Genomic DNA, 12,967 nt, shown 5'->3' with positions numbered 1-12,967 from the left:
CCCATGGCGAAACGAAAAGCGGCCCCCGGCCTGACGAATCTGGAGCGCTTCGGCGGCACGATCTTCTTTGTGATGTACCTCCTCCTCCTTCCCCTGGCGGCCAGGCCCGCCCTGGGTCTGGCGGGGGAGCTGCTGGGACGGCGGGTGACGGAGGAGATGGGCGGCGCGATTTACTACTACGGCCTCTTTGCCGTGACGGTGATCCTCTTCCACAGCCTGCTGGCCAGGACCACCCGCCGCTTTCTGGACGCCCCGGGCCTTGCCTGCAAGACTGCCGCCGTGGGTCTTGTGGCCCATTACGGCCTGTGCGAGCTGACCTCCCGCCTGGGGGGCGCGCTGTGGAGCGGGGCGGGGAATCTGAACGACTCCGCCATCTCCGCCCGCACCGGCAGCGCCCCCCATATGACCCTTTTGATCGTCCTCTTCCTGGCCCCCTTTGTGGAGGAGACGCTGTTCCGCGGCCTGGTCTTCGGCGGGCTGAAGGAGCGAAGCCGCCTTCTGGCCTACGCGGTGAGCTGCGCCCTCTTCGCCCTGCTCCACGTGTGGCAGTTCGCCCTGGCGAGCCGGGACGCGGCCTATTTCCTGCTGATGGCCCAGTACCTGATTCCCGGTCTGGTGCTGGCCTGGGCCTATGACCATTCCGGGACGCTGTGGGCCTCCGTGGGCCTTCACGCCGGGGTGAACGCCCTGTCCGTGCTGGCGGGAATCGTGTAAATACAAGGGGCGCGCCGCGCCCGGGAAAGAAGTCGTCGAATGAGTTTTGTGGACACCCTGGCGGAGATGCTGGTGCTGCTCTTCGCCATCGCCTGCGGGTACGCGGCCAACCGCCTGGGCATCCTGGGCGGGGAGACGGACCGGAAGGTATCGAAGCTGCTGCTGACCGTCACCATGCCCGCCATGATACTGGGGGCCGTCTCCACGGGAGAGGAGCTGCCGGAGCGGTCCATGCTGCTGGAGGTTCTGGGGGTCAGCGCGGTGTTTTACCTGTTGGAGTTCGCCTTCGTTTTCCTGGCGCCCCGCCTGCTGGGGGGCACGCCGGGGCAGAAGGGGGTCTGGCGCTATACCCTGGCCTTTCCCAATGTGGGCTTCATCGGCTATCCCGTGGCGGTGGCCCTCTTCGGCCCGGAGGCGCTGTTTTACGCCGTAATCCTGGTACTGCCGTTCAACCTCATGTCCTTCACCCTGGGACCGCTGATGCTGACCGGGGCCAGGCGCTTCAGCCTGCGGCGGATGTGTTCGCCCTGCGTGGCGGCCTCCCTTTTGGCGCTGGTTCTGGCCCTGGGCCGCCTCCGCCCCCCGGCGGTGGCGGGGGAGGCGCTGGAGTTCGTGGGGAGCGTCACGGTGCCGCTGTCTTTGCTGTTTGTGGGGTCGCTGCTGGCGGGGCTGCCCCTGGGGCGGATGCTGGCCTCCCCCCGGCTTTGGGCGCTGTCGGCCATCCGGCTGCTGGTCATGCCGGCGGTCCTCTGCCCCGCCCTCCGGGCCCTGGGGACGGAACCCATGATTCTGGGCATCGCCGTCACCCAGATGGCCATGCCCGCAGCGGTGAACGGGTCGCTCCTCTGCATGGAGTACGGCGGGGACTCGGAGTGCATGGCCCAGATTACCTTTGTGACTACCCTGGCCTCCATCGTGACGATTCCCCTGGTGGCGGCCCTCTTGCTGTGAACCCGCCTGGAGACGGAGAGGAGGAAATTGTATGCCCCATATTCAGCAGCTGCCCCCCCACGTGGCGGACCTCATTGCCGCCGGCGAGGTGGTGGAGCGCCCCGCCAGCGTGGTGAAGGAGCTGGTGGAAAACGCCATTGACGCCGGTGCTTCCGCCGTGGTGGCGGAGCTCCGCCGCGGAGGCATGAGCCTCATCCGCATCAGCGACAACGGCTGCGGCATCGCCGCGGAGGAGCTGCCCTCCGCCTTCCTCCGCCACGCCACCAGCAAGCTCCGCGCGCCGGAGGACCTGGGGAAGATCGGCACTCTGGGCTTCCGGGGGGAGGCGCTGGCGGCCATTTCCGCCGTCAGCCGGGTGGACATCCGCACCCGGCGGCGGGAGGACGGGATGGGCTCCGCCCTGCATCTGGAGGGGGGCGTCCCCGGTCCGGTGGAGGCGGCGGGCGCGCCGGAGGGGACCACGATCCTGGTCCGGGACCTCTTCTATAACACCCCCGCCCGGCTGAAATTCATGAAGAAGGACAGCGCCGAGACGGCGGCGGCCGCCGGGCTGATGCAGCACCTGGCCCTGTCCCATCCGGACGTGTCCTTCAAGTTCATCAAGGACGGAACGGAGACCCTTCACACCCCCGGGGACGGGCGGCTGGACTCCGCCGTGTACGCCGCCCTGGGCCGGGACTTCGCCCGGAGCCTGCTTCCGGCGAAGGGGCGGGAAGGGGAGGTATCCGTCTCCGGCTTCATCACGGCCCCCCTCCAGTGCCGGGGGTCCCGGTCCATGCAGATCTTTTTCGTCAACGGGCGATTCATCAAGTCTCAGCTCCTGACGGCGGCCCTGGAGGAGGGCTATCGGAACCAGATCATGAAGGGGAAGTTCCCCGGCTGCGTGCTGGCGGTGGAGCTGCCGGTGAATCTGGTGGACGTGAACGTCCACCCCGCCAAGACCCAGGTGAAGTTCGCCCAGGAGAAGGCGGTTTTTGACGTGGTGTACCACACCGTGCTGGACACGCTGGCGGACAGCGGCGGTCCGGCGCCGTCCCCTGTCAGGCCGCCGGAGGCGGCATCCAACCCCCGGGGGGATTTCTTCCGGACCATGGACGCGAAGACCTTCCGGGAGCAGGGGACGAAGCCGGAGGGGAAGCGGCCCCCGCCCTCCTGGAACACGGAGCGCCCCGCCGCCGGAGCCAGGCTGGCGGACAGCGGGGCGGGATTTCCGGCCATCGCCCCGGCAAAGGGGACGGAGAGCCCCCTGGGGGGACGGCGGGTCTTCCCTCCCCTGCGGCGGGACGCGCCGCCCTCCGTGGCGGAGGAGAGGCCGGAGCGGAGGGGGACTTCTCCCTTTCCGGCAAGGGAACCGTCCCCGGCGGGGATGGGCGGCCCCGAACCGCTGCCGGAGGAGCGGCCCAGGGTCCCGGCCATTCCCCAGGCGGCGGAGCTGCCGGGGCAGGAGACTCTGGATTCCGCCGGAGAGACGCCCTGGCGCATCGCGGGGGAGGTATTGCGGACCTACATCGTCTGCGAGAGCGGCGACGGCTGCGTCTGGCTGGTGGACAAGCACGCCGCCCACGAGCGCGTCAACTTTGACCGCCTGAAGGCGGGGCTAGAGCCCCCCATGCGCCAGACCCTGCTGACCCCCGTGGCTGTGGAGCTGAGCCGGGAGGACGGGGCGCTGCTGCTGGAGAACCTGCCCCTGCTGGAGTCCTTCGGCTTTTCCTGCGAGGATTTTGGCGGCGGGGCCGTGCTGGTCCGGGAGGTCCCGGCGGACCTGGACGCGGAGGAAGTGACCGCCACGCTGGAGGAGATGGCGGGAAAGCTCCGCTCCGGACGGTCCCCGGCGGAGCGGCGGGAGGCCCTGCTCCACACCATGGCCTGCAAGGCCGCCATAAAAGGCGGGTGGCGGAGCGGCCCGGCGGAACTCCGGGCCCTGGTGGACAGGGTCCAGAGCGGCGAGGTGAAGTACTGCCCCCACGGGCGGCCCGTGGCGGTGAAGCTGACGCGGTACGAATTGGAGAAGATGTTCAAACGGGCATAGGAGGGCGGTATGGCGAAACGGTTTGTGAAGACCTACAGCCAGGGGGTTGTGGGCAGCGGTTTTGAGATTTACGTGGACCGGGAGACGGGGGTGAATTACCTCAGCCACTGGGGCGGCTCCGGCGGCGGAATAACCCCTCTGCTGAACCAGCAGGGGAAACCCATTGTCACCGATGTCCGGGAGCTTGAGGATTGATATGAGACTTTTATTGATTGACAGCTGCATCAGCCCCCGGGGACCGGAGTCCCGGACCCGGGCCCTGGCGGAGGCCTTTCTCTCCGCCTTCCGGGAGGCGAACCCGAAAGCGGAGATCGAGAGGGTGGACGTGGAGAAGCTGGACCTGGAGCCCCTCCGCCTCCCCGCCCTGAAGGAGCGGGAGGCCCTGGCCGGCGCCGGGGAGTTCGGCGCGCCGGTGTTTGCCCTGGCCCGGCAGTTCCGGCGGGCGGACAAGGTGGCGGTGGCGGCCCCCTTCTGGGACCTGACCTTTCCCGCCGCCCTGCGGGTCTATATTGAGTACGTTTCCGCCTGCGGCCTCACCTATCACTACGAGGCCGACGGCTGCCACGGGGACTGCGGCGCGGAGCGGCTGGCCTTTCTCACCACCGGCGGGGACTTTGAAAAGCCGGACAGCCTGGGCGTTCTGTACTGGAAGCAGCTTGCCGCCATGTTCGGCATCCCCCGGTTTGACTACGTGTTCGCCGGGGGGCTGGACGTGGACCCGGCGATGGTCCCCCTCATCATGGAGGCCGCCAAGGAGCGCGCCCGCGCCCTGGGGCGGACGTTCTAGCGTGGGGGGGAAGATCGTCTGCGTGGTGGGCCCCACCGCCTGCGGCAAGACCACCCTGGGGGTGCTGCTGGCGAAGCGGTACGGCGGCGAGGTGGTCTCCGCCGACTCCATGCAGATTTACAAGGGCATGACCATCGGCACCGCCGCCCCCACCGAGGCGGAGATGGACGGCGTGCCCCACCATATGATCGCCGTGGCGGACCCGGCGGAGCAGTGGTCCGCCGCCCGCTACGCCCGGGAGGCCATTCCCATCGTCGACGGGATTCTGGACCGGGGGAAGCTGCCCATTTTGGTGGGGGGCACCGGCCTTTGGGTGGACGCGGTGGTCCGGGGCCACGGCTTCGCCTCCGGCCAGGCGGGGGGCGCCGTCCGGCGGGAGCTGGAGGAGCGGCTGGCGCGGGAGGGTCTGCCCCCCCTGCTGGAGGAGCTGCGGCAGGCGGACCCCCAGGCGGCGGCGCGGCTGCACCCGGCGGACGAAAAGCGCATCCTCCGGGCCCTGGAGGTCTACCGGGAGACCGGGAGGACCATCACGGAGCACAACCGGGAAACAGCGGCCCTCCCCTCCCGGTACGACGCGGTGTGGATCGGCCTCCAGTTCCAAAACCGGGAGGATATGAAGGCCCTCATTGACCAACGGGTGGACCGCATGGCGGCGGAGGGACTGCTGGAGGAGGTCCGGGCCCTGGCGGAGCGGGGGCTTCCCCCCAAGGCCACGGCCCTTCAGGCCATCGGCTATAAGGAGCTTCTGGCCGTGCTGAAGGGGACCGCCCGGGAGGCGGAGGCCCTGGCGGAGGTAAAGCTTCGCTCCCGGCAGTATGCCAAGCGGCAGCTGACCTGGCTGCGGCGGAATCCGGCCATCCATTGGATTTTCTGGGAGAAAGACCGGAATTTTGCCCGCGCGCTACAGATTTCGACGGAAATTCTCTCCGCCGCAGGGGTATCCTAAGATTGGCGGAGGCTTTGCCCGGAGCCCGTTGCAAAACCGGCCCAGAGCACGGCCGCTTCGCTGAATACAAACGGCGCGTCTCCTGTCCGGGGGGCGCGGAACAGAAAAAAGGAGCGGACGATATGCAGAACAAAACAAATTTACAGGACCTTTTCCTCCTCCGGGCCCGGCGGGACCGGGTGCCCGTCACCATGTTCTTGATGAACGGCTTTCAGATGCGGGGAACCATCACCGGCTTTGACTCCTTCGTGGTGGTGCTGGACAGCGAGGGGCGGCAGCAGGTGATTTACAAGCACGCCATTTCCACCATCGCTCCCACCCGTCCCGTCCCCCTGAACGAGGAGGGATGACGTCCCGCCGGAGGGCGGAAAAAACATACATAGAGGCGCTATGAAACAGATAAAAAGCAGTCTTGGAACCAAATTGCTGATGCTCCTCCTCTTCCTGGGCGTGTCGTCCTACTTCGTTTTCCAGGCGATTGACTACCTGGACGACCCGCTGAGCACCACCCTGGCCTACCGCTATCAGGTGGAGACCACCGTGGACCTGACGGGCTACGTGGTCCGGGAGGAGCGGGTGCTGGAGGACGACAGCGGCGGCCTCCTCCGCATTCAGCGCCGGGAGGGCGAGCGGGTGGCCGCCGGGGGAACGGTGGCCTCGGTCTACGCGGACCAGGCCTCCCTGGACCGGCAGGCCGAGATCGACAGCCTGGAGAGCCGGGTGGAACAGCTCCAGTACGCCCAGGACCTGGCCCTGGCGGCGGAGACTACCCGGAAGCTGGACGCGCAGATCATCCAGAACCTCCTGGAGTACCGGCGGTATCTGGCGGCGGACAGGCTGTATGACGCGGAGAGCACGGCCCTGGAGCTCCGGGCCCTGGTGCTGAAGCGGGACTATACCGGCGGGGACAGCGGGGACGTGGCTCTCCAGCTCCAGGAGCTGGGGGCCCGGCTGCTGAACCTGCGGTCCCAGGCGGAGGGGTCCGTCCGGCGGATCACCGCCCCGGTCTCGGGGCTGTACTCCTCGGAGGTGGACGGCTTTGAGTCCGTGCTGACGCCGGAGATGCTGAAGGACATCACGCCCTTCCGCCTGGCCTCCGTGCAGGCGGAGCCCACATCCTCCCGGGCGGGAAAGCTGGTTTTGGGAGAGGAGTGGTATTTCACCGCCGTTCTCCCCGCGGAGGAGGCCGCGGCCCTCTACGACCGGCAGGAGCGGGGACGGGAGGCGCTGCTGCTCCGCTTCTCCAAGGGGGTGGACCGGGATCTGCCGGTGACGATGGAGCCCATCGGGGCCAGCGAGAACGGACGAGTGGCGGTGGTCTTCCGGGGGCGGTCCTATCTCCAGGAGCTGACGCTGCTGCGCCAGCAGAGGGCCCAGGTCATCACCGGGTCCATTGCGGGCATCCGCATTCCCCGGGAATCCCTCCGGGCGGAGCGGGCCTATCTGGATGAGAAGGGAGAGACCGCCGCAGAGGCCGCTGCCGGCGTTTACTGTATCGTGGGCCGGGAGGTCCGGTTCAAGCCGGTGGAAATCCTCTACAGCGGGGACAGCTTTGTGCTGGTGCGCTCCGCCGGGGAGAAGGAGAGCCAGCGGCTTCGCCCCGGGGAGCAGATCATAGTCTCCGCCCGGGGGCTTTACGACGGGAAGGTGCTCCAGTAAGAGGGGCCGCCCCGGCTGAAATTTGGAAAAGAGAACAAGGAGGAGCCTATGTCCATTGCCGAGAACATCGCCCAGGTGCGGGCGAACATCGCCGCCGCAGCGGCGGAGGCGGGCCGGCCGCCGGAGGAGATTCTTCTGGTGGGGGCCAGCAAGATGAACGGCGCCGCCGCCTGCCGGGAGGCCATCGCCGCCGGAATCGACGCCCTGGGGGAAAACCGGGTCCAGGAGATGACGGCCAAGCTCCAGGAGGACGCCTACGCCGGCGCGCCCCTTCACTTCATTGGCCATCTCCAGCGGAACAAGGTCAGCAAGGTGGTGGGGAAGGCGGACCTTATCCAGTCGGTGGGGTCCCTGGAGCTGCTGGAGGAGATTGAGAAGACCGCCGGCAGGCTGGAGCTGGTCCAGGACATTTTGCTGGAGGTCAACATCGGCCAGGAGGCGGCCAAAAGCGGCTTCCATCCGGCGGAGGTCCTCTCCGGGGCGGAGGCGGCCCTGTCCAAATGCCACGTCCGGGTGCTGGGACTGATGACCATCCCCCCTGCGGAGGCGGATCGGGAGGCGAATCTCCGTTATTTTGACAAAGTTCGGGCGCTTTTTATTGACATGAACGAGAAATTGTTTCATAATAGTCTTCGGTATCTGTCTATGGGCATGAGCGGCGATTACGAGGATGCCATCCGGGCCGGGGCCACCATGGTCCGGGTGGGGACCGCCATCTTCGGCAGCCGCCATTACGTATAACGGGAGGTGCGCCATGAGTATCTTTGACGAGCTGAAAAAGCTGACTCACCCTTACGAGGATGAGGACGAGGAATTTGATGATTTTGATGAGGAGCCTCGGGAGCGGGACATCTTTGAGGACCGCCGGACCAAGATGGACGACCGCCGCAGCAAGGTGGTGAACATTCACGCCACCACGCAGCTGAAAGTCATCCTGGTGAAGCCGGAGCGGTTTGAGAACGCCTCGGAGATCGCGGACCAGCTGAAGGACAAGCGGACGGTGGTTTTGAACCTGGAGTCCACCAATAAGGACGTGGCCCGCCGGCTGATTGACTTTTTGTCCGGCGTGGCCTACGCCGGAGAGGGAAAGATCAAGAAGGTGGCCGCCAACACCTATATCATCACCCCCTATCACGTGGACATCGAGGGGGATTTGATCGACGAGCTGGAGAACAACGGACTCTATTTCTAAGGGCGCTTAGACCCGGGGAGGATATGCGATTATGCTGACACCGCAGGAGGTTTCCGCCCGCTCCTTCACCAAGATGGTGATGGGCGGCTACAACATGACTATGGTGGACGAGTTTTTGGACGAGCTCACCGACGACTACACGTCTCTCTATAAAGAGAATGCCTCTTTGAAGGCCAAGCTGAAGGTCCTGGTGGAAAAGGTGGAGGAGTACCGCGCCACGGAGGACGCTATGCGGGCCACCCTCCTCACCGCCCAGCGGACGGCGGATTCCCTGATTAAAGAGGCGGAGGGAAAGCGGGACGAAATGCTCAAGCAGGCGGAGACCGCCGCCAGGGAGAAGCTGGAGGGCTTCCGCAAAGAGGCGGAGGAGTCCGACAGGCGCCTGCGGCGGGGACAGGAGGAGCTCCTTCGCTTCATCGCCGAGAGCCGGGCCCTGTGCGTCAAGCAGATTGAATTTATGGACAAGCTCCCCGGTCTGGACCTGAGCGCCGGGAAGGAGCCGCCTCCGGCGGCGGAGGCCCCGGAGAAACCCGCCGAAGAGACTCCGGAAATCCGGCAGACCGTTCCCCCTGCCGCCGCGCAGACGGTTGTCCCCTCGGCGGAGGAGCTGCTGGAGACGGCGGAGCCCGCCCCGGCGGAGGACCTGACCGCCACCCGGCGGGTGAACATCAACGAGCTGAAATTCGGCCCCAATTACCGGAGCGAGGCGGACTGACGCTCCAAGGGAGGGTTGCGGTATGAGCGGGCAGCGGCCCATTATCGCCTTCTTATACGACTTTGACAAGACGCTTTGCACCACGGACATGCAGAACTACGCCTTCATTCCCAGCCTGGGCATGACCCCGGCGGAGTTCTGGGCGGAGGCCAACGGCTTTGGCCGCCGGAACCGGATCGACGGCATTTTAGCCTATATGTACATCATGCTCCGGGAGGCGGAGGCCAAGTCCCTACCCTTCACCCGGGAGGACCTGGTGGAAAAGGGCCGGGGGATCGAGCTGTTCCCCGGTGTGGCGGATTGGTTCGCCCGGATCAACGCCTTCGGCGAGAGCCAAGGCGTCGAGGTGGAGCACTATGTCATCTCCTCCGGACTGCGGGAGATCATTGAGGGGTCCTCCATCAGCGGAGCGTTCAAGGAGATTTACGCCAGCGAGTTTTACTACGACGAAGGGGGCCGCCCCGTCTGGCCCAAGCTGGCGGTGAACTTCACCGCCAAGACCCAGTTTGTCTACCGGATCAACAAGGGGGTCCTGGACGTCTCCGACGATAAGACCCTCAACGATTCCATGCCTGACGACAGCAAGCGGGTGCCCTTCCCCAACATGATCTACATGGGGGACGGTCTTTCCGACGTGCCCTGCATGAAGATGATGCGGGCCTACGGCGGCCAGGCCATCGCCGTCTATCAGGACTCCAACCGCTCCGGCGTGGAGGACCTGCTGGCCAAGGGCCGGGTGGACTTTATCTTCCCGGCAGATTACCGGGAGGGAACGGGACTGGATTTGACGGTGAAGAACATCATCCGGAAAATGGCCATCACCGACCGGCTGTGGGAGGAGAACCTCCACCAGCTGCGCCACATTGGGGAGGACGTCCTGCCCGATCAGGTGGAGCTGTTTTCGTTTTAACCGATGGAGAGACCGCTCTGGACGGGGCGGTCTTTTTTCGCGATTTCAGGCCCCACCCTCTTTCCCCCGGACCGCCGGGGAGGAAAACCGGCGCGGCAGGATACGCCTGGGGAAGACAAAACCTTGCAATATGGTGTTTGGCGTGTTATAGTGAGAAAATAAAAAGAGAGAGAGGCTGTCTATGGAGCGGATCAGCAAGGAAAACTACTACCTGGACATTGCGGAGACGGTTCTGGAACGGGCCACCTGCCTGCGGCGGGTCTATGGGGCCATCATTGTCAAAAACGACGAGATCATCGCCACGGGCTACAACGGAGCCCCCCGGGGCCGGGCCAACTGCACGGGACTGGGCTACTGCTCCCGGGAGGCCCTCCGGGTCCCCAGGGGGGAGCGCTATGAGCTTTGCCGCAGCGTCCACGCCGAGGCCAACGCCATCATCTCCGCCTCCCGGCGGGACATGGCGGGGGGCGATCTCTATCTGGTGGGGCGGGACGCCCAGACCGGCGAGCTGCTGGGGGACGCGACCTCCTGCTCCATGTGCCGGAGGCTGATTATCAACGCGGGCCTGACCCGGGTGGTCATCCGCCGGAGCAAAACGGAGTTCGAGGTCATACCCGTGAGCGGCTGGGTCGACGAGGACGACACCGTCTCCGTTCAGTAGAAGCGCGGAAAGGGAGTATGTTTTTGAAAGCGGGACTTGTCACCTTCTATCATCTGCACCACTATGGGGCGGTGCTCCAGGCCGTGGCTACCGAGAGGGCCCTGGCCTCCCTGGGCTGGGACTGTGAGGTCATCGACTATTTTGTCAATCAGGACACCCGCATTTTAAAGCCCCCCACTTCGCTGGGCCGGGTCCGGGGCGACGCCGCCGCCCTCCTCCATTACCAGGCGGAGCGGACGCGCTGGCAGCGCTATGAGGCGTTTTCCGAGGCGTATCTGAAACGGACGGCCCGCCGCTATGAGAGCTGGGAGGAGCTGAGGGAGGCGGAGCTCCCCTACGACCTGCTGATTGCCGGCAGCGACCAGATCTGGAACCCCACGATCTTCCCGGACAAGCGGTTTGACCCCGTCTTCTTCGGCACCTTCTCCCCCCTGCGGAAAATCGCCTACGCCCCCTCCTTCGCCCTTTCCCGGGTGCCCGAGGGGATGGAGGAGGAGCTGCGGGGCTATCTGGAGGGGTTTTCCCACCTCTCCGTCCGGGAGCAGCGGGGGCGGGACATCGTCCGGGAGGCCGCCGGACGGGAGGCCGCCCTGGTGCTGGATCCCACGCTGCTTTTGACGGCGGAGGACTGGTCCGCTTTGGCGGCGGAGCCCCCCGGAGAGGGGCGCTATATCCTCTGTTACTGCGTGAAGGCCCCCGGGCCGCTGAGGGACTGCGTCCGCCAGCTGGCGGAGAGAACGGGGCTGCCGGTGCTTCAGGTGTGCGGAAGACGGCGGCGGGTTTACTCCAAGGCCCGGCTGGTGCTGGACGCCGGCCCGGCGGAGTTCTTGAGCCTGTTCCAAAACGCCGCCTGCGTCTGTACGAACTCCTTCCATGGCACCGTGTTCTCCATTCAGTTCCGGCGGCCCTTCTTCGCCGGCGTGGAGCCCAGAGAGCTGGAAAGGCCGGAGTCCTCCCGGGTGTGCAGCCTGCTGAGCCGACTGGGGCTGACGGAGCGGGTCGTGCACGAGGGACACGCCGCGAAGTGGGAGGATACTATCGACTGGTCCGCCGCCGGAGAGCGGCTGGAGGCCGCCCGGAGGGAGGCCCTGGCCTATCTGCGGGCCGCCCTGGCGGACGAGCCCTATTATGGCAGGGAGGCCCCGAAGAAGGAGGAGGGCCCCGTTCTGGCGGAGAAGGACCGGTGCACCGGCTGCTCCGCCTGCCGCGCCGCCTGCCCCCGGGACGCCATTTCCATGGTCCGGGACCGGGAGGGATTTTCCTATCCGGCGGTGGACCCGGCCAAGTGCGTACACTGCGGCATCTGCACCGGCGTCTGTCCCGTGCTCCGGCCCGGTGAAAACCGGCCCCGCCCGGCGGCCTTCGCCGCCTGGAATCAGGATGGCCGTATCCGGCGGGACTCCACCTCCGGCGGCGTGTTTTCCACTCTGGCGGACTATGTGCTGGAGGGGGGCGGCGTGGTCTTCGGCGCGGCGCTGGACGGGCGGCAGCACCTGCGGCACATCGCCTGCTTCCGCAAGGACGACCTGTGGCGCCTGCGGGGGGCCAAGTATGTGCAGAGCGACTTGGACAGCATCTTTCGGGAGGTGAAACAGTGCCTGGAGACCCGGCAGGTGCTCTTCTCCGGAACCCCCTGCCAGGTGGACGGGCTGTACCGCTACCTGGGAGGACGCCCGGAGAATCTGACCACCTGTGACCTGGTGTGCCACGGAGTCCCCTCCCCCGGCGTGTGGGAGGACATGGTCCGCTATATCGAGAGGAAGCGGGGACAGCCCCTCCAGACCGTCCGCTTTCGCAACAAGGTGGAGGGCTGGGAGAAGAGCCACTTCACCCTGGTCTATGAGGACAAGACCGTGGACACCCGCCCGCTCAACGACACGGAGTATGGCCGGGGCTTTGGCCGGGCGCTGTTCCTGCGGCCCGCCTGCCACCGCTGCCCCTACGCCTCGCTGAACCGGCCCGGGGACTTCACCCTGGGGGACCTCTGGGGCCTGGAGCCCGGAGAGCTGCCGGAGGAGCGGCCCAAGGGCCTCAGCCTGCTGCTGGTGAACACGTCTCATGGGAGCCATATCTTCGACCAGCTTCGCCTTAGCCGCCGCCCCTTTGACCTGGAACAGGCGGTGAGAGGAAACCCGCAGCTGGACCATCCCACGGCCCCGGCGAAGAACCGCGCCGCGTTTTTCGCCGCCTATGAGCGAGAGCCCTTCGACCAGGTGGCGCGGCGCTTTTTCGCCCCTCCCCCGCTGTACCGCCGGGTTTTGAAAACCGTGCTTCCGCCGGAGCTGCGGGAGAAGGTGAAGGGGCTGGAGGCGAAATACAAAAAGTAATCTATAGCGGGAATTCTCCCAAACGTATCGCGCGGCCAGCCGGAATCCGGCTGGCCGTTTCCCTTGGCGGGAGAGC

Annotated in this window: 14 protein-coding genes; all 14 read left to right on the top strand. The window is 66.4% G+C overall.

The genetic code is table 11. The features are described from left to right. The first annotated feature begins 3 nt into the window (after window positions 1-3). The 14 genes from QZ329_RS03210 (at window position 4) to QZ329_RS03145 (ending at window position 12,891) form a co-directional block, all read left to right on the top strand. A complete protein-coding gene (locus QZ329_RS03210; protein ID WP_295748262.1) occupies window positions 4-714 on the top strand; it encodes a CPBP family intramembrane glutamic endopeptidase in 711 nt (236 codons plus the stop codon). 39 nt (window positions 715-753) lie between these two features. Beyond that, window positions 754-1,665 carry an AEC family transporter gene (locus QZ329_RS03205; protein ID WP_295748261.1) on the top strand — a complete coding sequence of 304 codons (912 nt, stop codon included), beginning with the start codon at window positions 754-756 and terminating at the stop codon, window positions 1,663-1,665. A 31-nt stretch (window positions 1,666-1,696) separates the two neighbouring features. Then, window positions 1,697-3,694, top strand: a complete 1,998-nt coding sequence (gene mutL / locus QZ329_RS03200; protein WP_295748259.1) for a DNA mismatch repair endonuclease MutL — start codon at window positions 1,697-1,699, stop codon at window positions 3,692-3,694. A gap of 9 nt (window positions 3,695-3,703) precedes the next feature. Further along, window positions 3,704-3,889 carry a DUF6440 family protein gene (locus tag QZ329_RS03195; RefSeq protein ID WP_295748257.1) on the top strand — a complete coding sequence of 62 codons (186 nt, stop codon included), beginning with the start codon at window positions 3,704-3,706 and terminating at the stop codon, window positions 3,887-3,889. Between the two features lies 1 nt (window position 3,890). Continuing rightward, on the top strand, window positions 3,891-4,481 hold the full coding sequence (locus tag QZ329_RS03190; RefSeq protein ID WP_295748255.1) for an NAD(P)H-dependent oxidoreductase: 591 nt from the start codon (window positions 3,891-3,893) through the stop codon (window positions 4,479-4,481). A gap of 1 nt (window position 4,482) precedes the next feature. Next, entirely contained in the window at window positions 4,483-5,427 is a 945-nt protein-coding gene (gene miaA / locus QZ329_RS03185) for a tRNA (adenosine(37)-N6)-dimethylallyltransferase MiaA (protein ID WP_295748254.1), read from the top strand. A 122-nt stretch (window positions 5,428-5,549) separates the two neighbouring features. Beyond that, entirely contained in the window at window positions 5,550-5,777 is a 228-nt protein-coding gene (gene hfq, locus QZ329_RS03180) for an RNA chaperone Hfq (RefSeq protein ID WP_295748253.1), read from the top strand. Window positions 5,778-5,817: 40 nt separating this feature from the next. Next, window positions 5,818-7,086 (top strand): HlyD family efflux transporter periplasmic adaptor subunit, encoded by a 1,269-nt coding sequence (locus tag QZ329_RS03175; protein WP_295748251.1) that lies wholly within the window; start codon window positions 5,818-5,820, stop codon window positions 7,084-7,086. Window positions 7,087-7,134: 48 nt separating this feature from the next. Further along, window positions 7,135-7,827 (top strand): YggS family pyridoxal phosphate-dependent enzyme, encoded by a 693-nt coding sequence (locus tag QZ329_RS03170; protein WP_295748250.1) that lies wholly within the window; start codon window positions 7,135-7,137, stop codon window positions 7,825-7,827. A gap of 13 nt (window positions 7,828-7,840) precedes the next feature. After that, window positions 7,841-8,278: a cell division protein SepF gene (locus tag QZ329_RS03165; RefSeq protein ID WP_295748249.1), complete on the top strand. Its 438-nt coding sequence runs from the start codon at window positions 7,841-7,843 to the stop codon at window positions 8,276-8,278. Window positions 8,279-8,309: 31 nt separating this feature from the next. Beyond that, window positions 8,310-8,993 (top strand): DivIVA domain-containing protein, encoded by a 684-nt coding sequence (locus QZ329_RS03160; protein ID WP_295748247.1) that lies wholly within the window; start codon window positions 8,310-8,312, stop codon window positions 8,991-8,993. Window positions 8,994-9,015: 22 nt separating this feature from the next. Beyond that, window positions 9,016-9,903 (top strand): HAD family hydrolase, encoded by an 888-nt coding sequence (locus QZ329_RS03155; RefSeq protein ID WP_295748244.1) that lies wholly within the window; start codon window positions 9,016-9,018, stop codon window positions 9,901-9,903. Window positions 9,904-10,084: 181 nt separating this feature from the next. After that, on the top strand, window positions 10,085-10,564 hold the full coding sequence (locus QZ329_RS03150) for a deaminase (protein ID WP_295748242.1): 480 nt from the start codon (window positions 10,085-10,087) through the stop codon (window positions 10,562-10,564). A 23-nt stretch (window positions 10,565-10,587) separates the two neighbouring features. Then, window positions 10,588-12,891: a polysaccharide pyruvyl transferase family protein gene (locus tag QZ329_RS03145; protein ID WP_295748240.1), complete on the top strand. Its 2,304-nt coding sequence runs from the start codon at window positions 10,588-10,590 to the stop codon at window positions 12,889-12,891. Window positions 12,892-12,967: the final 76 nt, after the last annotated feature.

The organism is uncultured Oscillibacter sp. (assembly GCF_910579365.1).
In the GTDB taxonomy this organism is placed as follows: domain Bacteria; phylum Bacillota; class Clostridia; order Oscillospirales; family Oscillospiraceae; genus Oscillibacter.
The sequence above is the reverse complement of the archived record's forward strand: the minus strand, read 5'-3'. Positions and strand labels throughout refer to the sequence as shown.

Coding starts and splice junctions, on each gene's coding strand:
- QZ329_RS03195 (WP_295748257.1), top strand. CDS start 3,704: ATGGCGAAACGGTTTGTGAAGACCTACAGCCAGGGGGTTGTGGGCAGC.
- mutL (WP_295748259.1), top strand. CDS start 1,697: ATGCCCCATATTCAGCAGCTGCCCCCCCACGTGGCGGACCTCATTGCC.
- QZ329_RS03190 (WP_295748255.1), top strand. CDS start 3,891: ATGAGACTTTTATTGATTGACAGCTGCATCAGCCCCCGGGGACCGGAG.
- QZ329_RS03150 (WP_295748242.1), top strand. CDS start 10,085: ATGGAGCGGATCAGCAAGGAAAACTACTACCTGGACATTGCGGAGACG.
- QZ329_RS03165 (WP_295748249.1), top strand. CDS start 7,841: ATGAGTATCTTTGACGAGCTGAAAAAGCTGACTCACCCTTACGAGGAT.
- QZ329_RS03160 (WP_295748247.1), top strand. CDS start 8,310: ATGCTGACACCGCAGGAGGTTTCCGCCCGCTCCTTCACCAAGATGGTG.
- hfq (WP_295748253.1), top strand. CDS start 5,550: ATGCAGAACAAAACAAATTTACAGGACCTTTTCCTCCTCCGGGCCCGG.
- QZ329_RS03210 (WP_295748262.1), top strand. CDS start 4: ATGGCGAAACGAAAAGCGGCCCCCGGCCTGACGAATCTGGAGCGCTTC.
- QZ329_RS03155 (WP_295748244.1), top strand. CDS start 9,016: ATGAGCGGGCAGCGGCCCATTATCGCCTTCTTATACGACTTTGACAAG.
- QZ329_RS03205 (WP_295748261.1), top strand. CDS start 754: ATGAGTTTTGTGGACACCCTGGCGGAGATGCTGGTGCTGCTCTTCGCC.
- QZ329_RS03175 (WP_295748251.1), top strand. CDS start 5,818: ATGAAACAGATAAAAAGCAGTCTTGGAACCAAATTGCTGATGCTCCTC.
- QZ329_RS03170 (WP_295748250.1), top strand. CDS start 7,135: ATGTCCATTGCCGAGAACATCGCCCAGGTGCGGGCGAACATCGCCGCC.